Origin of the sequence: Acidaminobacter sp. JC074 (genome assembly GCF_022496765.1) — a bacterium.
In the GTDB taxonomy this organism is placed as follows: Bacteria; Bacillota; Clostridia; order Peptostreptococcales; family Acidaminobacteraceae; genus JABXKX01.
The window spans coordinates 83,696-103,908 of sequence record NZ_VANV01000017.1; the positions used below are offsets into that span (position 1 = coordinate 83,696).

General features: G+C 36.0%; 18 protein-coding genes and 1 tRNA gene. 4 read left to right on the top strand and 15 right to left on the bottom strand.

Going from position 1 to position 20,213, the window contains the following annotated elements; all coding sequences use genetic code 11:
- The first annotated feature begins 73 nt into the window (after nucleotides 1-73).
- A complete protein-coding gene (locus EZV73_RS19040; RefSeq protein WP_240841999.1) occupies nucleotides 74-859 on the top strand; it encodes an AraC family transcriptional regulator in 786 nt (261 codons plus the stop codon).
- 26 nt (nucleotides 860-885) lie between these two features.
- On the opposite strand, the gene EZV73_RS19045 is transcribed toward EZV73_RS19040, so the two are convergent.
- From EZV73_RS19045 to EZV73_RS19055, 3 genes are all read right to left on the bottom strand, one after another.
- Nucleotides 886-1,698, bottom strand: a complete 813-nt coding sequence (locus EZV73_RS19045; protein WP_240842000.1) for a purine-nucleoside phosphorylase — start codon at nucleotides 1,696-1,698, stop codon at nucleotides 886-888.
- On the bottom strand, nucleotides 1,688-2,662 hold the full coding sequence (locus tag EZV73_RS19050) for a LacI family DNA-binding transcriptional regulator (RefSeq protein WP_240842001.1): 975 nt from the start codon (nucleotides 2,660-2,662) through the stop codon (nucleotides 1,688-1,690). The genes EZV73_RS19045 and EZV73_RS19050 overlap by 11 nt, the downstream gene beginning before the upstream one ends.
- A gap of 61 nt (nucleotides 2,663-2,723) precedes the next feature.
- Nucleotides 2,724-3,878, bottom strand: coding sequence for an HD-GYP domain-containing protein (locus EZV73_RS19055; protein WP_240842002.1), 1,155 nt, complete (start codon nucleotides 3,876-3,878; stop codon nucleotides 2,724-2,726).
- 266 nt (nucleotides 3,879-4,144) lie between these two features.
- Between EZV73_RS19055 and EZV73_RS19060 the strand changes: the two genes are divergently transcribed.
- Nucleotides 4,145-4,220: transfer RNA gene (locus EZV73_RS19060), tRNA-Thr, on the top strand.
- 73 nt (nucleotides 4,221-4,293) lie between these two features.
- Here the strand turns inward: EZV73_RS19060 and EZV73_RS19065 are convergent.
- The 9 genes from EZV73_RS19065 to EZV73_RS19105 all read right to left on the bottom strand — a co-directional run bounded on the left by EZV73_RS19065 (nucleotide 4,294) and on the right by EZV73_RS19105 (nucleotide 14,643).
- Nucleotides 4,294-5,016 (bottom strand): biosynthetic peptidoglycan transglycosylase, encoded by a 723-nt coding sequence (locus tag EZV73_RS19065; RefSeq protein WP_240842003.1) that lies wholly within the window; start codon nucleotides 5,014-5,016, stop codon nucleotides 4,294-4,296.
- On the bottom strand, nucleotides 5,013-5,687 hold the full coding sequence (locus tag EZV73_RS19070) for a LexA family transcriptional regulator (RefSeq protein ID WP_240842004.1): 675 nt from the start codon (nucleotides 5,685-5,687) through the stop codon (nucleotides 5,013-5,015). Before EZV73_RS19070 ends, EZV73_RS19065 begins: the two co-directional genes overlap by 4 nt.
- 50 nt (nucleotides 5,688-5,737) lie before the next feature.
- Nucleotides 5,738-6,304: a TetR/AcrR family transcriptional regulator gene (locus tag EZV73_RS19075; protein WP_240842005.1), complete on the bottom strand. Its 567-nt coding sequence runs from the start codon at nucleotides 6,302-6,304 to the stop codon at nucleotides 5,738-5,740.
- Nucleotides 6,297-9,392 carry an efflux RND transporter permease subunit gene (locus EZV73_RS19080; protein ID WP_240842006.1) on the bottom strand — a complete coding sequence of 1,032 codons (3,096 nt, stop codon included), beginning with the start codon at nucleotides 9,390-9,392 and terminating at the stop codon, nucleotides 6,297-6,299. Before EZV73_RS19080 ends, EZV73_RS19075 begins: the two co-directional genes overlap by 8 nt.
- A complete protein-coding gene (locus tag EZV73_RS19085; RefSeq protein WP_240842007.1) occupies nucleotides 9,392-10,507 on the bottom strand; it encodes an efflux RND transporter periplasmic adaptor subunit in 1,116 nt (371 codons plus the stop codon). The genes EZV73_RS19080 and EZV73_RS19085 overlap by 1 nt, the downstream gene beginning before the upstream one ends.
- A 116-nt stretch (nucleotides 10,508-10,623) precedes the next feature.
- A complete protein-coding gene (locus EZV73_RS19090; protein WP_240842008.1) occupies nucleotides 10,624-11,835 on the bottom strand; it encodes an NAD(P)-dependent oxidoreductase in 1,212 nt (403 codons plus the stop codon).
- Between the two features lie 64 nt (nucleotides 11,836-11,899).
- The gene (locus EZV73_RS19095; protein ID WP_240842009.1) at nucleotides 11,900-12,406 is read right to left on the bottom strand and encodes a DUF2284 domain-containing protein; all 507 of its coding nucleotides are present in this window, start codon (nucleotides 12,404-12,406) and stop codon (nucleotides 11,900-11,902) included.
- A gap of 27 nt (nucleotides 12,407-12,433) precedes the next feature.
- A complete protein-coding gene (locus EZV73_RS19100; RefSeq protein ID WP_240842010.1) occupies nucleotides 12,434-13,111 on the bottom strand; it encodes a TVP38/TMEM64 family protein in 678 nt (225 codons plus the stop codon).
- Nucleotides 13,112-13,218: 107 nt separating this feature from the next.
- Nucleotides 13,219-14,643, bottom strand: a complete 1,425-nt coding sequence (locus tag EZV73_RS19105; RefSeq protein WP_240842011.1) for a diguanylate cyclase — start codon at nucleotides 14,641-14,643, stop codon at nucleotides 13,219-13,221.
- 169 nt (nucleotides 14,644-14,812) lie between these two features.
- On the opposite strand from EZV73_RS19105, the gene EZV73_RS19110 reads away from it, so the two are divergent.
- Nucleotides 14,813-16,795: a cache domain-containing protein gene (locus tag EZV73_RS19110; protein ID WP_240842012.1), complete on the top strand. Its 1,983-nt coding sequence runs from the start codon at nucleotides 14,813-14,815 to the stop codon at nucleotides 16,793-16,795.
- A 20-nt stretch (nucleotides 16,796-16,815) separates the two neighbouring features.
- On the opposite strand, the gene EZV73_RS19115 is transcribed toward EZV73_RS19110, so the two are convergent.
- Both EZV73_RS19115 and EZV73_RS19120 read right to left on the bottom strand, forming a co-directional pair.
- The gene (locus EZV73_RS19115) at nucleotides 16,816-18,330 is read right to left on the bottom strand and encodes a radical SAM protein (protein ID WP_240842013.1); all 1,515 of its coding nucleotides are present in this window, start codon (nucleotides 18,328-18,330) and stop codon (nucleotides 16,816-16,818) included.
- Between the two features lie 89 nt (nucleotides 18,331-18,419).
- On the bottom strand, nucleotides 18,420-19,004 hold the full coding sequence (locus EZV73_RS19120; RefSeq protein WP_240842014.1) for a TetR/AcrR family transcriptional regulator: 585 nt from the start codon (nucleotides 19,002-19,004) through the stop codon (nucleotides 18,420-18,422).
- Nucleotides 19,005-19,089: 85 nt separating this feature from the next.
- Between EZV73_RS19120 and EZV73_RS19125 the strand changes: the two genes are divergently transcribed.
- Nucleotides 19,090-19,641: a DUF3841 domain-containing protein gene (locus EZV73_RS19125; protein WP_240842015.1), complete on the top strand. Its 552-nt coding sequence runs from the start codon at nucleotides 19,090-19,092 to the stop codon at nucleotides 19,639-19,641.
- Nucleotides 19,642-19,657: 16 nt separating this feature from the next.
- Here EZV73_RS19125 and EZV73_RS19130 read toward each other — a convergent pair whose 3' ends face one another.
- Nucleotides 19,658-20,209 carry a redoxin domain-containing protein gene (locus tag EZV73_RS19130; RefSeq protein ID WP_240842016.1) on the bottom strand — a complete coding sequence of 184 codons (552 nt, stop codon included), beginning with the start codon at nucleotides 20,207-20,209 and terminating at the stop codon, nucleotides 19,658-19,660.
- Nucleotides 20,210-20,213: the final 4 nt, after the last annotated feature.

The window sequence follows — 20,213 nt, forward strand, 5'->3', positions numbered from 1 at the left end:
GATGAAATTTTCTTCAAAATGATATAAACTAATGATGTGAAAACATGGACTTATGTTGACAGAAAGGCATGGAATGTATTATTTAAACTCCTATTATTTAAATCAACCAATTGATATAAACATACAATTTGTAGTTACTGGAATGGAAAGGTGTCAACCTGGAAAACTGGTAGGACCTAAAATCGACAACTACTATACACTTCATTTTATTACTGAAGGTAAGGGCTCATACACGGTTAAGGGCAAAACATATCACTTGAAACAAGATGATGGCTTTATGTTAATAGAAAACAAAGCCTGTACTTATTTGCCACACCACATTGATCCTTGGACTTATTACTGGGTTGGCTTCAAAGCAGATGAAACTTTTATTAGATCATTTGTCGATTTAGATCAACCTGTCTTTAAAGCCAACAAGGCATCTAGTATCATAGCCAAGGAACTCTATCAGATTAGTCAATCAGATTGTAAAAAAGCAAGTAAAGATCTATATCTACAAGGAAAACTTTATGAATTAATTGCTTCAATGACGACAAGTGACAACAGATCCTCAACCCTTTTCGACCAGGCAATTTCAATTATTCACCATGAGTATTCAGGTAAACTAACTGTCAAAGAATTATCTGAAAGACTTCACGTAGATCGAACACATTTGTTTAAAATCTTCAAAGACAAACTGGGTCAGTCACTAAAGGATTATCTTATAAAGTACAGATTAGACAAGGCCTATGAACTCATCAAGACTACCGATATTTCTATTAAGGTTATTGCACAGTCTGTAGGCTATAAGGACTATTCACTCTTTCATAGACTCTTTAAGAAATTGCATGGCATTACACCAAGGCAAATTAGAATGTAAAAAAAGCCAGTTAGACTGGCTTTTTATTATAATTCACATATTAAGGCTTCAACCCATTTACACATGTTGACTGAAGCTATTTTTGCAATTTCAACAACTCTGTCATGAGAATGTTTCATCTCTTGAATACCAGTTGCCATGTTAGTAATACATGAAATACCTAATACCTTGATACCTAAGTAGTTGGCAACAATTGTTTCAGGTACAGTTGACATACCTACAGCATCAGCACCATGACGACCAATCATTCTAATTTCTGCTGCCGTTTCATAGTAAGGACCAGTAAATCCAGCGTAAACACCTTCCTTGTAGTCAATACCAAGCTTATCTGCAACTAATTTTGCATGGTTCATCAGTTCAATTGAGTAAGGCTCTGACATATCAGGGAATCTAGGACCAAATCTTTCATCATTATGACCCATTAAAGGATTGGTACCCATTAGATTAATAAAGTCATTGATGATCATTAATGTACCTGGTTCGAAATCTGTGTTGATACCACCACAAGCATTTGTTACCAGCATCTTTTCAATACCTAACATCTTAAATACGAATACTGGATAAGTAACTTCTTTCATATCATAACCTTCATAGAAATGGAAACGACCTTCCATACAAAGAACTGGTACGCCACCGATTTTTCCGCTTACTAATCTACCGGCATGACCCTTTACAGTTGATTGTGGGAAGTTAGGAATATCCTTGTAATCGATGTAAACCTTATCTTCAATAACATTTACCAAGTCACCTAAACCAGATCCTAAAATAATACCAACCTTTGGTTGTTCCTTTAAAGACTTCTCAATGAATGCCTTCGACTCCATAACCTTATCGTACATGTTTCCTCCTTGTGCTTTCGCGTTCATAAAGTTTGTATGGCAGTACTATCTTTGCCACACCTTTGCCATTTATTAAATTAAGTACCATTTCTCCTGAAACTTTTCCACTATGGTAATAATCAAAATCTATACTTGTTAAACTCGGGTTGAACATCTTTGAGACGCTCATATTATCAATACCGGCTATATAATAATCCGCTATGGTGTCTTCATCTATAAAATACCTCATCATACCTAATGCTAAACGGTCCATGGCAGCAAATATAGCCTGGGTCTTACCAATTTTTTTTGCAATCTCATAACCTGATTCATAAGTGATATCATCCACATAATATACAATGGGCTTAAGACCATTTTTTTTCATCAAGGCAGTGTAGGCATCCACTCTGAGTTTTCCTACCGCATGGCCCTTTGGCATGGCAACATGAGTGATTTCTTTACAGCCCATATCAATAAAGTACTGGACAATCTCCTCTGTTGCCTTTACATCAGGAAATGAAACAGATTTCTTAGTTAATCCTTCAGGCTCATGACCAAGGATGATAAGAGGGATCTTAAACTGGTTGATGTAAGCAACATGCTCAGGACTGTTATCTGTCGGGAAGTAGATAATGCCATCTACTTGCTTGCTTCTAAAGACATCCAGATTGCTCATGGCCTGAGAAGTATCTCCCTTAAAATCTGCAAGTATCATCTCATATCCATGGACTTGCAAGGTAGATGAAATACCATCAACAATATCAGCAAACAAATCCAAACCAATGGCAGGCAAAAGAACCCCGATCAGTTTAGATTTTTTTGTATTAAGTGCCTGCGCTACAAGATTGGGTTGATAGTCATAATCCTTTAAAACCTGTTCAACCTTTTTTCTAAGCTTATCACTTACATTAGGCTTGTCATTTAAAACTCTGGATACACTTGCTTTCGAAACGCCCGCAAGTCTGGCGATATCATCCATTTTCATAAAGTTCTCCGAAATTGTAACCGGTTACAATTTTGATTAAAAAAATATTCTGAAGTCACAATTAATTAATTGCGACTCTTGAATTTCTTTTTTGTGCAGCTTCTAAACGCTCTTCTTTAGTAGCTTTAACATCCCACACATCTTCTATAAATAATATTTGGCTTTGTTCCAAATCGATTAGTTCGACATTTATTTTACCAGAAAGTAAATGATTATTCAAGACCCTTACAATTGGTCTTGCAGGATTCTTATGACGGTACTTCATAACAACACCAATTCTACCATCTGATAATATGATGCCTGTCCCCTCAGGATAGACTGCAATATTACCCAGTAAAACTGAATAGACTTCAGGATCTATTCTATAAATAGCTTCAGCCATTAAAATATCCAAGGCTCTATAAATAGGCATCTTGTTTCTATATACACGGTCCGTGGTCATAGCATCATACATATCACAAACCGTTACAATACGTACATATGGTGGTATTTCAATACCTCGTAATCCATAAGGATAACCTGACCCATCTAATTTTTCATGGTGTAGTAAAATAATCTGCTTAGTTGTATAAGACAGACCTTCTATGGCCTCAAGAAGCTCATAGCCATAAGATGGATGTTTCTCTACTCTTTTTCTTTCATCGAAAGTCAGTTTACCTGGTTTTAAAATCAACTCTGATTCTACACGCACCTTGCCTATATCATGCAGTAAAGCACCCATTGCAATATTTTTTATATCTGCCTTATCATAACCCAAGGCTTTGGCAACGATAATTGATAAGACCGTTACGTTAACAGAATGTTTGTAGGTATAGGCATCTGTACCAATCAAATCTACCACAGTATAAAGAATATTCTCAGCATTTTCTAACTCTCTTAAAAGTTCATCTACAACATTCTTTACTAAAAGGATGTCCCTTTTAGAAATACCTGATTTAACACCCATTCTTTCATTGTGTAGTACATCATCAAAAACATGCTTCACAACACGTACAGACTCTTCAAGTTTCTCTTCACGAATAAGGCTCTTTGGTTCAATGTCTTCCATCAGCGCATCAAAAATATAGACATAGTCAATCTCATGTGCCAATAATTTGTTAAGCACATGTTTGTTGATAACCACGCCTTCTTTCAATAATAAGTTACCCTGTTCAGAATAAACAGGTTCAGCGATCATATTTCCAATTAAAATTTCGCTTACTCTTGCTGACTTCATCCAATACCTCGTTGTATAAATCGACCTAAAAGTGTTATCGGCTTATACAAATGATTTCTTTACCTTTATCTACAGAGCTGTACCTCATAACACAATTATAGCTTAAAGCCTATTGCCTTGAAAAGAAAATTTGTATTTTTTTGAGTATCTGTAACATCTCTGACACACAAGATGTAGTTTATTTGACCTCAGGCAATTTTTTTTCTTACTACATGTAGAAAATACTTTTATTTTTGACCATTTTAGTTTATAATAATACATGGTTCGCTGACGTAGCTCAGCAGGTAGAGCAACGCCATGGTAAGGCGTAGGTCGTGAGTTCAAATCTCATCGTTAGCTCCAGCGAAAAAACTCCAGGTCATTTGACTTGGAGTTTTGTTTTATATACCATATCTTAAAATAAAGCTCTTTCCTTTTAATCAACTGCTAATTGAACATTTTCTATTTCAATCTTAAGTAAATCACCATCATTTTCAGTGATAACCTTATGCTCTACCATGGCATCTACAACCTCAAATGCTCTTTTAACTGCACGGTCAAAATTCTCAATCATGGCATAAGTAGATGGTGCTTGAGGAAGCCCTGCTAAGAGCGTACCTTCAGCATCTGTCATATCTTTAGGGGCTTTGTTGTAATAGCCCATAGAGGCATCGTACAGATTTTCAAATCCATCACCATAATAAATGATGTTAACGTATAGTTCTAAAATCTCATCTTTTTTATACATGTCTTCAAGCTGGCGAGCCACAATAAGTTCTGCGACCTTTCTTTCAAGTTTCTTTTCAAAAGAAAAGAACAAGTTTTTTGACAGCTGCTGGGTTATGGTAGACCCCCCTGCAGCAAACTCATTTTCCTTGAAGTTTCTAATGACAGCACGGCCAAAAGAGATGACATCAAAACCATTATGCCCCATAAATCTGTGGTCTTCGACAGCTATGATGGCTTCTAAGAAATGGCTGGGTATGTCATCAATAACCACATAGGTGTCTCGGTTTCTTATTTCCGATACAACATTTTCAATCTCTACATCAGCCATGGTTTCCTCATAGAGCTTATAGCCATCAAAAGCTATTTTGCCTCCAACGACAAGGCCACCTAAGAAAATGATTAAAAAGATGCTTATGATAAACTTCTTCATAGATTTCTCTCAAGTTTAACAATCTTTCCGATTAGCTTAACCTTTAAGGCATCCACCGTTTCCGTTTGATTGTCAGAGTATATGCTAATTTTTTTGTTCTGCTCTTTTCTAAGTTTTCTAATATAAGGCCTGTTCTCATACTCAAAATAATAGATTTTGTCATTGGTGATATCCTGTGTTAAAAACATCATAAGTGTATCACCTTCTAAAATATTATAAGAAGACATGGTGTTATCAAATACCTCAATAAAAGAAATTTTATCACAGTGATAACCTTCTACTTTAGTATCAAGGGTCGCAACAGTCTTTTCACCTACTTCTTTTTTGGTATGGGCATTGTAAACAGGATACTTTCTAAAGAGGTTGTCTAAGGCCCCTGACCAAGATGGTGTGTGATCCACAGAATGATGTTGTACCTTTTGGACTGGCTTTGGCTTCGGTGCTTTTTTTACATACTCTTCTCTACGGGCCATAGCTTCCAAAGAAACTGAATCCGATTTTACTTCAAGCACCTTAAATATCTTTTCAGCAATTGCTTCAGAAATTATTTTTTTGCCTGACTCTATCTGTTCTATATAACCAGCGGTTAAGCCACACTTTTTGGCAAGTTGCTTAGTCGTCATATTCTTTTTTAATCTTGCTAATTGTATTTTTTCTGCTGTTTTGTTCATAATTTCACTCCTTCTCGTATATTGTAGCAAAATTTAAGTCCTAGGAAAACCTAGGACTTAATAGATGAAATCAAAATGTCAAATAACTCATCGAGAACATTCTCTTCTTCATCACCCATACCACATGAGTGACTCATAGTAGCCTGAGCAATTGTACCTTTAAATACATATGCAAAATACTTTGATTTAACTGGTTTAAACACACCTGATGAAATGCCTTCTTCTAAGATTTTCTCTATCATCTTAAGTTGCTTGTGTCTTGCCAACATAAACTCCTCTTTTAAAGATTCAGAGGATGTATTTAACCTTTCTAGAATCACAGAAAACAATTGACCGTGATCTTTAGCAATCTCTATATCCAGATTTGCAATCACTCTAAGCTTTTCTACTGGATCTTGCTTTTCTTCTATCTTTGATGTTAAAAAGTCGTGCATCGATTCTAAAAGAAACTTCATCATCTCTTCAAAGAGCATCTGCTTTGAATCAAAATACTCATAAAGGGTACCTTTGCCAACATCTGCTCTCCCTGCAATATCAGCCATTTTAGTTTCATGATAACCGCTTTCTTCAAAGGCATCTTTAGCAGCCATCAGCATGCGCATACGCTTATCATTCATGAGAAGCTCCTTCACTAAAGGTTACCTTTACTTTTTTCTTACTTGAAAGCTTATTTAACAACAAGTAAATGACAGGAATCAATACCAGTGTTAAAAGCGTTGATAACAAGAGACCACCAATTACCACAAGTGCAAGAGGTGCTGTGACTTCTGATCCTTCACTGACGCCTATGGCCATTGGTGTTAAACCAAGCACAGTAGTCAAGGTCGTCATAAGGATCGGTCTAAGTCTTGTAGGACCAGCCTGTAAGACAGCCTCTACAGCTGACATGTCTTTTGCTCTTAATGTATTGATATAGTCAACTAATACAATACCATTGTTTACTACAATACCTGCAAGCATAATGACACCAATAATTGCCGGCATAGAAATGATGTTACCCGTAAGCTTAAGTGCAAATATAGAACCCGATATAGCAAGTGGTACTGAGAACATGATGATAAATGGATATACCAGCGACTCGAACTGAGAAGCCATGATCATGTAAATCAGCAAGATGGCAATACCAAGTGCTAGGAAAAGAGAATTAAAGGATTCTAAAAGCTCCTCATAGTCACCACCTATTTCATAAGAATAGCCATCAGGTATATACATCTCTTTTAAGCCTTCTTCAATTTCCGAGTTCACACTTGCAAGGTCTCTACCAGCAATTTGTGAGTTAATGGTGACCACTCTTACTTGGTTATCACGGCTCACAGATACTGGTCCTTTTTTTACTTCAACGTCAGCAACAAGAGAAAGTGGAATATTTGACCCTGTTGGCGTTTGAATCATCAACTCTTTAAAGTTATGAATACTGTCACTGTAAGATGACTCCATTTTTACAGTCACATCGATTTCAGTACCATCAACCTTGTACTGGGTTGCTGTAATACCAGAAATCGCGTCTTTGATGGCCTGTGAAACCGTATAGGTTGTTAAGCCATATTGAGCGGCAATGTCTCTTTTTATGTTGACTTGAAGTTCTTCTTTACCTTCACCTAAAGATGAAGCAACTTCTCTTGTACCTTGAACATTTTCTATAATCTCTACCACTTGGTCACTTAATTCATCAAGTACTTCAAAATCATCACCCTTGATAGAAACAGATACTGGTGATGCACCCATGGCACCCATACCTTGTTGAGATGATGCTCTCACTGTGATATCAGCACCTGTAAAGTCTTTCAAGTCATTTCTTATTTCTTCAACAATTTCATTTGTCGACTTACTTCTTTCTTCCAATGACTTAAGTACCAGTTCAATAGAACCAATATTGGTATTCGAAGTAGTTGTAATCATCATATTTGTAGAACCCACACTGACTGATACCGTTTCCACTGCAGGATGTTCTGATACGATTTTTTCTATTTCAGATATATAGTTATCTGTATTTTCAACTCTGGTGCCTAAAGGCAAGTCCACAGATACTCTGACACGTCCTTCGTCCATAGCCGGTAAGAACTCTGCCCCTATTCCACCTGCAGTCACAAGTGACAAGGCAAAGATAAAGATGGCTACGACAATTGTAATAAACTTATGTTTAATGGCTTTTGATAACAACCACTTATAAAGCCTTTCTACTTGTTTAAAGAGTTGATCAAACCATGAATATCTTTTCTTTTTATCTTTGCTGTGATCTATCTTTAATAACTTAGATGCAAGCATAGGTACAACTGTTAAAGAAACTACCAGCGATGACACCAGTGAGAAGGTAACAGTTAAAGCAAGTTCTTTAAACATGGTTGATGTAATACCTTCTACAAAAACGATTGGTAAAAATACTGCAACCGTTGTTAAAGTAGAAGCCGTTACAGCCATGCCCACTTCTTTGGCACCTTCTTTAGCTGCATCAAATCTTGAATAGCCCATATCTCTATATCGATAGATATTTTCAAGTACCACGATAGAGTTATCTACCAGCATACCAATACCAAGGGCCAAACCACCCATGGTCATAAGATTTAAGGTAATGCCTGCATTAAACATAATAAAGAATGTTGCAATAACAGAAACTGGTATTGAAATACCAATGACTAAGGTCGAACCAATATTTCTTAAGAACAAGAAGATAATCAGTACAGCCAAAGCACCACCAATGATACCAGCTGATGCTACATTACCAATAGATTGATTGATAAACATAGATGCATCATAAACTGTGATGATATTCAGATTAGTTTCTTCAGCAATGATTTTATTCATTTCTTTTGAGACAGCCTCAGACACCTGAACAGTATTATAGCCGGTCTGCTTGGTCACATTTAAACCAATTGAAGATTCACCATCCACTCTGTTGATTGAAGACAGTGTTTTTTCCTTTAAGTTAACATCTGCAACATCAGAAAGTTTGATGATGGCACCCGTGTTTAAAGTGATTGGTAAGTTTGCAATTTCTTGAACCGATTCAAACTCACCTAAAGTTCTTACTGTTAAAGATTTAGAACCCTTGTCCACTTCACCACCTGGCAAATCTAAGTTTTCACTTCTAAGTATATTGGCAATTTGTGTGTTGCTAAGACCATAACCTTGAAGCTTAGAAGCATTTAAAAGAACTTCAACTTCACTGTCATAGCCACCTGTAAAGTCAACTGAAGCAACACCATCTATACGCTCTATTCTTGACTCAATTTTTTCTTCTACAATACGTTGTGCTTCTAATAGTCCCCTATCACTTGTAATAGAATACTGTAATATTGGAAATGAATTTGGGTTGATTCTAAATACCACCGGACTAGATGCATCATCAGGTAAAAAGTCTCGAATCATATCTAACTTTTCACGCATTTCTTGTGCAGCCGATTCAATGTCCGTACCAAAATCAAACTCTAATATAACCAGAGAAGAGCCTTCTGATGATGTAGAGGAAATCCCAGAGATCCCCCCAACGGTACCCATCACACCTTCTATTGGCTTTGTTACCAGTTCCTCGATTTCTTGAGGACCAACACCTGAATAATTTGTTGATACAACAGCGATTGGAATTTCTATCTCAGGATACAAGTCTAGTGATAAATCTGTTAAGGATACCACACCCAAGAGTACAACAACCAGCATCATCATTATAACGGTAACAGGTCGTTTAATGGATAATGTAGAAATATTCATTACTCGCCTCCATTTACCACTCTAATAGCTGATTTTTCTGTTATATAGTTTTGACCACTTACAACCAAAAGGCTGTCCACGGTGATGCCTTCTAAAATTTCAATAATCTCACCGTCGTCTTCGCCTAGTACAACAGCTGATCTTACAACCTTATCATCCAAGATGGTATAAACAAAATCACCTTGATCATCTTGTAAAATTGCATCAATAGGAACTAAAAATGACATTTGATTAACGAATGAAAAATTAACCCTAACAAACATACCTGGCTTATAAAGCATTTCCTCGTTATTGACTGTAACAACAACTTCGTACAAACCTGTTCTTTGGTCTGCAACAGGGTTAACTGAATCGATTTTACTTTCAACAACTTGACCGGTTGCTTCTATGATAGTACTCACTTTGGTTTCATCACCAATTTTTCCAAGCATTTCTTCAGTGATGTTTAAAACAACTTTCATCTCAGACATATCTGTAACAACCAGCATGTTCTGTGATGTAGCAAGATTCGACTTTTCAAAGTTCATCATCGAAATAATACCACTAATGGGTGCGACAACAGATGTGTTATCTAAATTCTTCTGAGCATTTTCGTATGCAAATCTTGCCTGAGTCATCTGGTTAGCTACAGTCTTCAACTGACCATCAGAAGCTTGTAACTCAGCAGCTTCTAGCTGCTGCTTAGATGCAATACCAGAATCATATAGCGCCTGGGTTCTTTCTAAATTTGCCTTGCTTGTTTCTACACTTTCAAGTAATGCATTGTAGTTTCTTACAGCAGTTTGGTAAGAAAGTCTTGCATTTTCAACTTGATCATCTGTAGATTCAGAATCTAATAAAACGATGATATCGTCTTTTTCTACATAGTCGCCTACCTTGTAGTTGACCATCAAAATCTCTTCTGGAACTGCAAGTTGTGCCATGGCTGTTGCTGAAGACTTGGCCTCAAACTTACCTACCATATTTGATTCATTAACTAACGAGCCTTTTGTAGGATTTTCTACAACAACACCTACAACTTTTTCCTGTTCAACTTCCACGGTTGCTTCTTGACCACAACCGACAAAAATCATCATTGTTACAATGGCTAGAGCCATTAACATATATTTTCTCATGATGCCTCCTATGTCTTATGTATAAGTTCATGATACTATCGACCGACCCGTCGGTCAATTCAATTTAGAGTTTATTAACAAAATAAAACATCGACAAGCGATGTTCTAATTAAAGTCTATTTATTTGTCATATAATCGTCCATTGCATCAGCAACAACTTTAGAGTATTTTACAGCTTCTACAACAGTTTTAGCCCCAGTCACTACATCACCTGAAGCAAAAACACCTTGGCGTGTTGTGTGTCCTAAATTGTCTGTTTCCACAAGCCCCTTTTTACTGACATGAATGTCTCTAGCCTTAGATACAATATTAGATCTCGGTGCTTGACTGACAGATATGATAACGGCTTCGGATTTGAACAGTTTGTTTTGACCGACTTCCTTCCAAGTCTCATCAAAGACCATGTCCTTGTAAATGATGCCTTCATTTGTGATTTCTATAGGCTGCTTATGTGTTTCAAAAGACACGCCATCTAAGGCAGCATATTCTATCTCATGAGGACTGGCAGGCATATCCTCCATGTCTTTTCTATAAAGAATAACCACTTCCTTGGCCCCTTTTCTAATGGCTGTTCTAGCAACATCCATAGCCACATTACCAGCACCTATGATGGTTACTCTTCCCTTAAAGTCATAAACTTCAGGATTTTTAAGATAGTCAATGGCATAGTGGACGTGACCTAGGGATTCACCCTTTATGCGCATCTTCTTTGGATTCCATACACCTGTACCAATAAATATACTGTCATAGCCATCATTGAATAAATCATCCATTGTAATGACTGGACCAATTAAAACATTGGGTCTAATTTTTACACCTAAGTCTTCTAACCTCTTTTTGATTCTTTCTAAAATGTCTTTTGACAATCTAAAATCTGGTATGCCATAGCGCATAACACCACCAATTTTATCATGTGATTCAAAAATGGTCACATCATAACCCCTTCTAGCCAAGATAAAGGCAATGGTAATACCAGCAGGACCTGATCCAATGATGCCCACCTTACCATTTTTATCTCCATTTTTAAGCGGTAACATGTCTAGGTTGTAATCTGATATGTAGTTTTCTACAGAACCGATCTTAATCGGTTGTTTCTTATGATTGAGTATACAATGCCCCTCGCACTGGGCTTCATGATGACAAATCAAACCACACACAATTGAAAGCGGGTTGTTATCAAATAACATCTGACCAGCTTGTCTGATTTGACCTTCTAATAACATAGACATCATCTCAGGAATCTGTGTGGATACTGGACAGCCTTCCACGCATTTGGGTTTCTTACATTGTAAACATCTTTCTGCTTCTGATTTTATATTTTCTTTCATGTCAAACTCCTCTTTTCAAAGAGTATAACAAAAGAAAAAAATAAAGACTAGAGGAAAACCTTTTCTATTTTAAGAGTGCACCGACAGTCACAAGATAATCTCCTTTTCCACCTTTTGACCATTTCAGTTCGATGCCCATCAAATCTGATGTGATATCACCAACCTTTAACCCTAGTGATTCTAGCGAATAACGCATTTTGTCTTTTAGACGACAAGGTCTGTTATAAAGTCTTTCACATGTTTCGCATTGATAACAGTTGCCTGCTATTAAAGCCACTGTCTCCTCTTCTTTTGTCATCAACTTATCTGAAAATGCCCTTCTCTCATTCTGAAAGATTTCAAGTACCTGATCTTTGTCTGCACCTTCTGGCAAGTATATTTTAAGGGCATATAAATGGGCTGTATCAAACTGACTTAAATAGTCATAAGGATTAAAATCATGACCTGGACATGACCAGATTTGATTGTAATTTTCACAGTTTTTACAATAACCTTCAACCTTATCTAAGTCATAGAAATCTAATAAGCTCTTGATGGTCACTTTTCTTTCTATTAACTCTGTTTTAATCATAAAAAATCTCCAATCTAAAAAACAAAGCTAAATCACTTTGTTCTTCTTTAATCTTAATATTATGGCTACAAGCGTCATTAGGGCGACTGCTATTACAGGCCACAAATACTTCATGGTCATCATTTGCGCCATAGAATCTAGTTCCCTTAGAACATGGCCCGTATAATTAAATAGTATGGCACTAGGCAAAATACCGATAATGGTCGACATAAAAAAAGGCGAAACCTTTATAGGTGATAAGCCTGCTATGATATTCGTTATAAAATAAGGAAAACCAGGTAGTAATCTTAAACCCAGTAAATGAGCAAATTCTCTGCCCTCAAGTCTTCTTTCAAACTTGTCCAGTCGGTGACTGTACCTTTTATGAAAAAAATCTCTAAATGCATACCTAGAAAGGTTAAAGCTGATATAGCCTCCTAGAACAGCTGCACTCATTGAAAAAACAAGACCTTCTAAAAATCCAAACATCAAGCCTGCTGCCATGGTAAAAACGCCATAAACAGGTACACCAATGGCACCTAAAACAATATTTAATACAAGATATATAATGACACTCAAGATATAGTACTTCGAGGAAAAAGCTATAAAACGTTCCTTATTATCTAAGAGTGACTCCACAGATATGGTAGCATCCACATTAAAGTATCTCACACCTAAAAAAACCACAATCATGCCTACCAATATCAAAATTTTTTTCTTATTCATGTATACTCTTTCCACCAAACCAAAAGGTCCAGAATCAATAATAAAGAGCAGATAAACTGCTCCATTTACTTTGTAAGTATAACACACTCATCTTAAAACTAAAAGAATCACCTCTTAGATACCTGCAAATGTTTTTTTCCAGATGTTTTAGAGACATAAAGCGTTTGATCCGCTCTCTTATAGATTGAGGATTCATTGTCGTCTTTTCTCAGATCTGTTAAACCTATGCTGACAGTGGCATGTATGGCTGATAAATCAGGATCATTGTTCACATCTTCTATAAAGTCTTCAAGTAAAGACTTGGCCTTTTCTATTTCATCAGCTATCAAGACACCAAATTCATCGCCACCCACTCTGGCAACCAAATCATTTTCAGTCACGTATTTTTGAAGTTTCCTGGTTACTCTTTTTAAGGCAAAATCACCCTTGTCATGGCCGTACTCGTCATTGATATTTTTTAAGTTATCCAAGTCAAAGAGAGCCAGAGAATAATCTAACTTTTCTTTATTCTTAATGACTTCCTTTAAAGCATTTTCAAATATCCGTCTATTTGGCATATCTGTTAATTGGTCTGTATTGGACAAGGAAATGATTTGTTTCTTGTACCTAGAAATGGTCATACTTGTAGCAATCATTATTGCAATAACACCTACAGAAAAAGCCACAAAATTCTTAATATTATTCTCATTAACTGATGAGGCTATATTGGATTCACTTTTTTTAACAACTAAATACCAGTCCAGCATAGGGATATACTGAGTGATCATAAATTCATCCCCTACTTGCTTTTCGACAGGCAGGCCATCATTTTTCTCTAGATAATCAGAAGCTTTTTTTATATTCTCCAGTTCATAAAAAGTTGAAAACTTAATGAGTTCTGGATTGTCGTGTATTAAAATCATACCTTCAGAATCAACCAAATAGGCTGTAACCTCCTGATTGACAGTATACCTGTTCAGAATATCTTGTAGGTGAACAATCCTCTTACCTACGCCTGCAACACCAATGAAGTTGCCGTCAGCATCTTCAATATTTGCATCAATATAAGCTGTCAATGCATAGTCATCAAGTTGTTCTGTATTCACAATGACTGCATAATCATCTTCTGCATCAATTCTATCAGTATACCAAAAGGCATATTCATCTTCTAGATCAACCTTGGCATCTGTACCGCCAGGATGATAATAAGACAGTGTTTCATGAGGAATCCAAAAGACAGAATCATAACCTAAAGCCTCTTGTAAAGCGGTTAGGTATTCAGCCATTCTTTCTTCCGTTTCAAGTGTGTCTTCATTCATCCAATCAAAGGCAAAGGTATTTTGGGCCATGACGATAGATGCATTGACTGGCTCAATAAACTCCCTTGTGATATCTGCATAGATATTATTTTGAGTCAGTCTCGTCACGTTCTGAATATCTCTATTTGTTAAATCATTGATGATATTGTTATTTAAAATGGCGATGACAACCATAATTGGTATGATGATCATTAAGTTGATTAATGTAATTGGTATTATTCTTTTATTCTTCAAAACTTCACCTCACCGTATATTTATACCACATTTTAGCAAAAAAATTCATTTTTATCTTTAAAAATAAGATATGAGTTTTAAGGGAGTAGCTTAGATAATGCTTAAATTAATTCGATTATTAAATCAAAAAAGCGGGTATTTATAATAAAGATTATATCAAGGAGATCTCATGAAAAAAATTGGCCGTATATTTATGTTGGTATCTGCCATTGTCATGTCTCTTTCTCTTATCATAGTTGGTTACTTAATGCATCGAAGCAGCACTAGGGCTATTGAGGAAGAAGCTGTGAAATATCTAGAATTGATGGCTTATGACAAGGGGCAACATCTAGAAAACATGATAGAAGAAATAGAAAAATCTACAAAGGTCTATGCCGACATGGTTAAGTATCAACTTAATATAGACCTTGTTCATCATGCAGATAATAGTGACTATATGGATCATTTACTGGATTTTTTAAAGCCCTCAGTTTTAAATATGGCCGAAGACTTAGACCATAACCTAAATTTCTATCTGGTATTCAACATTGATTTAACAGATGATATAAAAGCAATCGTCTATTCAAGAGATTCTAACGATGAGAACATGCCCTATGTATCTCTTGAAGGCATATTAAGCAGACAGCAAATGGAAAGTGAAAGCGAGGAACTCACTTGGTACTACGGTCCACTAAATGCTAAAGAAGGGGTTTGGTCCAATCCTTATGATGACATCTTCTTAAAGGAAAGACTCATGACCTACTCGTATCCGATCATAATAGAAGATCAAGTCATTGCAATTGTCGGTACTGACATCGTCTTTGAATCTTTTCAAGAGATTGTTGAGGATGTAAAGGTCTATGATTCCGGTTATGCCTTTCTTTTAGATAAAGATTACAGGTATCTTGTGCATCCTAAACTTGATATGTTAGATCAGTTGTCTCAAATAGAAGCTGGCAAATATGCCTATATGGAAGACCTATTTAGACAAAACGATACTGGCATTTTACGGTATGATTATGAAGGTTCTAAAAAGATTATGGGCTACTATCATTTGTCTAATGGTTGGATGATAGCAGTCGCTCCCGTCTATGAAGAAGTTTTTGAAACGCTTAACACCCAAATGACCAATTCACTTATGATTATAATTGCTGGCTTAGTAATTTCATTACTTGCCCTATCCTTTACAGCTTATAAGTTAACCGATCCCATAAGAAACTTAACAGCACATGTAGAAAAAATAAGGAGGGACGGTTTAAATGTAGAAATATCACAAAGTTTACTGGACAATCCAACCGAAATCGGTATTTTAAGTCAAGAAATCGATAATTTAAGAAACCGTCTGCTCTCAAGTTTTGAAGATTTGAAACAACACAACTCACAACTTGACTTATTGGTCGAAGAAAGAACAGCAGAAATTTTTGGCCTGAATCAAGAGTTGCAAGCCTCACTAGAATCTTTACAAAATATGCAGGAACAACTGGTCGAATCTGAAAAAAATACCTTAGTCAGAACCATGGTTCAAAATCTTGCCCATAAGTTCAGCACGCCAATTGGTAATTCCATTGTGCTTTTGTCTTACATCAAGAAACTTTATGTAATGGATGAAAAGAAGACAGACAAACACCTTGAGGCTATTGATATGTTAGATTCCAATCTCAATCTGATCAATAGGATCATCAATCAGATGAGACTCTATTTAGATACCTACGATCAACTCCTGATCAGCTCCTTTGACATCTCAAAAGTCATTAAAGTTGCTGTCAGCGATTATGAAATTACGGAACCCTTAAATTTTGAAGTACACTTTGATGACAGCATCAAAGTCGATATTTATCAGTCTAAGCGCTTAGTCAGCGAATTGATTAGTCGTCTGCTTAGATATTCTAACCAAATAGAAAGAACACCTGATACAGACCCTATAAGGCTTGAAATTCAAGTTAAGAAGACTATGATTTGTCTCTACTACCGAGACAATGCTTTAAACTTAAATGGTGATGTGGACAAGTTTTTCGATCCATATTACCTCCACTCATTCGATAGTTCAGAGTTGGGTTTAGAGCTTAACTTAGTAGCTGACTTAGTTAAAAGAGGCCTAAAAGGCAATATCAGTGTTGTTGAAGACAAGCACGGCAGTGCTATAAAAATGACCTTAACTGATCTAAAAAAATAAAACTGCATCATTCGATACAGTTAAAATAGCAAGTTCTCAACAAGAATGTAGAAACCACTAGACATCCATAAGATAACAATGATCCAAAAGAGTATTGGATTATCATGACGGGATATGTCCTCTATGATATAGGCATGTCCTGTTTTTATGTCTAATATAGCCCAAAATATGTAGAGTAAACCAAAGAGCATAGGCATTTCAAACAAGATAGCACCAATCACTAAAAGTATGGCTGAGATGGTTTTCCATTTGATCGGTTGAGTTGATTTTGTCTTGACAGGCTTGTTGTCCCATCTATGTTTCCATTTAAAATCTCTCTTCTTATGTCTTTTGATAAACTCCTTTTCATACCAATATGTTTTTTCGTAGAGTTCTTTGTCAGTGAAATTAGGATGTTTAAAAACCAACCTGGTACCATCATATTTTGACCAATCTCTCGTTTCAATGCGTCCAGCCTCAGAAAGACTTTTATAGAGTTCAGTACCAGGAAATGGAATCGGCACAACTCCGTGTGTGATATCTAAATCAATGTCTAAAGCATACTCAAGTGTTTCTGCAAATATAGTCTTATCATGTTCGTCAAAACCAAATAACATGGCTGAATCGACCTCTACATCCAAGTCATGCAAATAGGCAATTTGCTCTTTAACCTTTTCAAGTGCTAAATGCCCCTTATTGTTGTCCTTTAAGGCCTCTCTTGAAGGTGTTTCTATACCTAATAGGACAACCCTCATACCACTTTTAGCTGCAGCATCAACCAGTTCTTTGTCCTCTGCAAACTCAGGCTCAAGTGCAGTCATCCAAATAATGTCCAAGGGCTCTAAAGCTTTAAACAGCTCCAAGCAATAGTTCCTATCTATGGTCAAATTATCTGCTTTTAACTCTATAAAATCAGTAGGCGCATTCTTAATTTCCTCTACAATATCTGCAATCGGCCTCTTTCTGTAGCTTGGAAAAAACTTATGCACTGTACAATAAGAACACTTATTGGGACAACCTCTAGACACTGTTACAGTCCAAGAGTAATCATAAAGCTCCGTTGGCAATATATCTGTAGGATATGGTTTTAAATCTTTAAGATCAAAAACAAAATCTCTTTCGTATTTACTTTTTAATTGACCATTTAGATAATCTTCGAGGAGTTCTTCCCATATGCCCTCACATTCCCCTACCAAAATTGCATGTGCATGAGAAAGTGCTTCTTGACTCATAAAAGATGTATGGAGTCCTCCAAGCACAACCGTTTTACCTTTAGCCTTAAATTTATCTGCTAGTTCATAAGCCCTAATAGCATCTGGTGTATGAAACATGATCATAACAATATCTGCTTGAGTTTGAAAGTCCACTTTGACACCAACAGTTTCATCAACCATTTGCAAGGTAACATAATCTGGCGTACATGCAGCTAGGGAAAAAATATTTTGCGGCAGTCCCAACATTGACTTTTTATAATCTTTAAACTCAGACTTGGCACTGGCTTTTATGACACAAACTTTGACTTTTTCTGTAGTTGATTTTCTAATATACTTCTTCATATATCCTCATTTCTACTTTTACTACCACCAGTTTACACCTTAGAGCCACTATAAGGTCAAGAAAAATCCTCATATGCAATGTATTTTCTCTATCCCACTTTTCTTAAAATACCTCTAGAAAAAATCTCTACATTGGTCTTGATAAATAATTCATCTGTCTCATCGATGATAGAGTCTTTCGTTAAAGCTTTGGTCATAGCAATCCCTGAAATCAATGTGTTAAATGACTTACCCAAAGTCTTGCTGTCATAGTCACCTATTAATTTTTTTTCTTTTAGTAGCTCAAAATACTGACTGTAGATGCTTATTACCTTTTTAGGCAATTTTGAAAACAAGTGACCAAAATCATCTCCCAGTTCATCCAAAAGAGACATCATCAACGGGAGATTCTTAATCATAGACCTGTAGTAGACCATACTGGATTCATACAAGTCTTCTTGAATATCAAAAGTCACTTGCTGACTAAAATAATCTGAAAGCGGCTGGATATCCATCAGCTTTAAGACCATAATGTCCTCTATGATCTTTCTTTTCTTGCCAAACAATCTAAATACAGTTACTTCATTGACGCCTGCTTCACTGGCAATTAACTTGGTTGTTGTCTTTTTATAACCTTTTTCCATGAATAATTTCATACTTGTCATTAATATTTTATCTTTACTGGATAATTTCATTATTCCTCCTATGCAAGTGCTACTTGCATTTTATCAAATATCATGTTATAAATCAATTAGGCGACTATAAAATATGAGGTGCAATATGACGAAAATAAAAACATGGATACTGGTAGAAAAAGAAGTTTATGAGGCAATTCAAAAGCAAGGCTTCTACCGAATTGATAAAGAACATTTAAAAAAGAAGTATGATGATTGTCTTGATATTTATATGAAGATATACAATTGGTACTATGAGAAGAGCCTTGAACTTGGCAGGGTTCCTGAAGATTGTAAGTACTCTCTTATTGTTTCAACAGATGACAAATCTAGTCCATCACCCAATAAGGTTCTCTTAGAGATGGCAATTGAAGAAAATCACTTAACCATGACAGATGCTAAGAAATGGGACTATATCTTAAATCACTGGTATTTACCAAAAGACGATTCTGATCAAAGAAAATTCAAAAAAGAACTTGATGATCGAGGTATCAAGCAAAACCAAATTTTTCAAACAGATTTTTATCCAGACTACAAAAGAAAAATCATAGACAGTTGGGATAGGTTGTTTGATGAATCAGTAACTTTGTCTGATAACAAAAGAGTGACTGTATGGGAACTTAGAAAAGAATGGATTGTAAATGCCATAGAAGCATAAAAGGAGTAGATCAAATCTACTCCCTTTCTTTATATGATTCATTTGTAAAAAAAGCTTCCACAAGTTCTAAATCTAGATGATCTGAAATGTCCTTACCATAATAAGCATGAACAATCTTACCTTCTTCATCTATTAAAAAGTCCGCTGGAACAGTTGCCTTATCACCAAAAGCATTGCTGATAAAGAAACCCTTCTTAAAGGCATCAAACAAGGTCTTTAATCGAATAGCCCCTCTTATATAAGCAAACCAAGAACTCTCAACGCCAAATTTCTTATAATAAATTTGCTCAGGATCAGAAAATAGCGGAAAGACTGGTGATTGATTGACAACATGCTGATTCATATCTTTTTCATCTGACTGAAAAACTGCCAGCATTTGATTGTTAAGACCAAGTTCTTCATGAAGTCCCATTAAGAAGCTAATTCTTAAATTACAAAACGGACAAGATGCATACCTGTAAAAGGACAACATGTACCTCTTGCCCAGCATAGACTTATCAGTAAATACTTGATGACCAATTGACTTTAAGTTAAAGTCAGGTACCTGTCTACCACTATCAAGTCTCATCAGG

Excerpts from the sequence above, each read along its gene's own strand:
- EZV73_RS19055 (WP_240842002.1), bottom strand. The coding sequence starts at position 3,878 with ATGAAGTCAGCAAGAGTAAGCGAAATTTTAATTGGAAATATGATCGCT.
- EZV73_RS19095 (WP_240842009.1), bottom strand. The coding sequence starts at position 12,406 with ATGATTAAAACAGAGTTAATAGAAAGAAAAGTGACCATCAAGAGCTTA.
- EZV73_RS19110 (WP_240842012.1), top strand. The coding sequence starts at position 14,813 with ATGAAAAAAATTGGCCGTATATTTATGTTGGTATCTGCCATTGTCATG.
- EZV73_RS19080 (WP_240842006.1), bottom strand. The coding sequence starts at position 9,392 with ATGAATATTTCTACATTATCCATTAAACGACCTGTTACCGTTATAATG.
- EZV73_RS19125 (WP_240842015.1), top strand. The coding sequence starts at position 19,090 with ATGACGAAAATAAAAACATGGATACTGGTAGAAAAAGAAGTTTATGAG.
- EZV73_RS19065 (WP_240842003.1), bottom strand. The coding sequence starts at position 5,016 with ATGAAGAAGTTTATCATAAGCATCTTTTTAATCATTTTCTTAGGTGGC.
- EZV73_RS19130 (WP_240842016.1), bottom strand. The coding sequence starts at position 20,209 with ATGAGACTTGATAGTGGTAGACAGGTACCTGACTTTAACTTAAAGTCA.
- EZV73_RS19090 (WP_240842008.1), bottom strand. The coding sequence starts at position 11,835 with ATGAAAGAAAATATAAAATCAGAAGCAGAAAGATGTTTACAATGTAAG.
- EZV73_RS19045 (WP_240842000.1), bottom strand. The coding sequence starts at position 1,698 with ATGTACGATAAGGTTATGGAGTCGAAGGCATTCATTGAGAAGTCTTTA.
- EZV73_RS19120 (WP_240842014.1), bottom strand. The coding sequence starts at position 19,004 with ATGAAATTATCCAGTAAAGATAAAATATTAATGACAAGTATGAAATTA.
- EZV73_RS19050 (WP_240842001.1), bottom strand. The coding sequence starts at position 2,662 with ATGAAAATGGATGATATCGCCAGACTTGCGGGCGTTTCGAAAGCAAGT.
- EZV73_RS19075 (WP_240842005.1), bottom strand. The coding sequence starts at position 6,304 with ATGAATGATAAGCGTATGCGCATGCTGATGGCTGCTAAAGATGCCTTT.
- EZV73_RS19070 (WP_240842004.1), bottom strand. The coding sequence starts at position 5,687 with ATGAACAAAACAGCAGAAAAAATACAATTAGCAAGATTAAAAAAGAAT.
- EZV73_RS19115 (WP_240842013.1), bottom strand. The coding sequence starts at position 18,330 with ATGAAGAAGTATATTAGAAAATCAACTACAGAAAAAGTCAAAGTTTGT.
- EZV73_RS19085 (WP_240842007.1), bottom strand. The coding sequence starts at position 10,507 with ATGAGAAAATATATGTTAATGGCTCTAGCCATTGTAACAATGATGATT.
- EZV73_RS19040 (WP_240841999.1), top strand. The coding sequence starts at position 74 with ATGTATTATTTAAACTCCTATTATTTAAATCAACCAATTGATATAAAC.
- EZV73_RS19100 (WP_240842010.1), bottom strand. The coding sequence starts at position 13,111 with ATGAATAAGAAAAAAATTTTGATATTGGTAGGCATGATTGTGGTTTTT.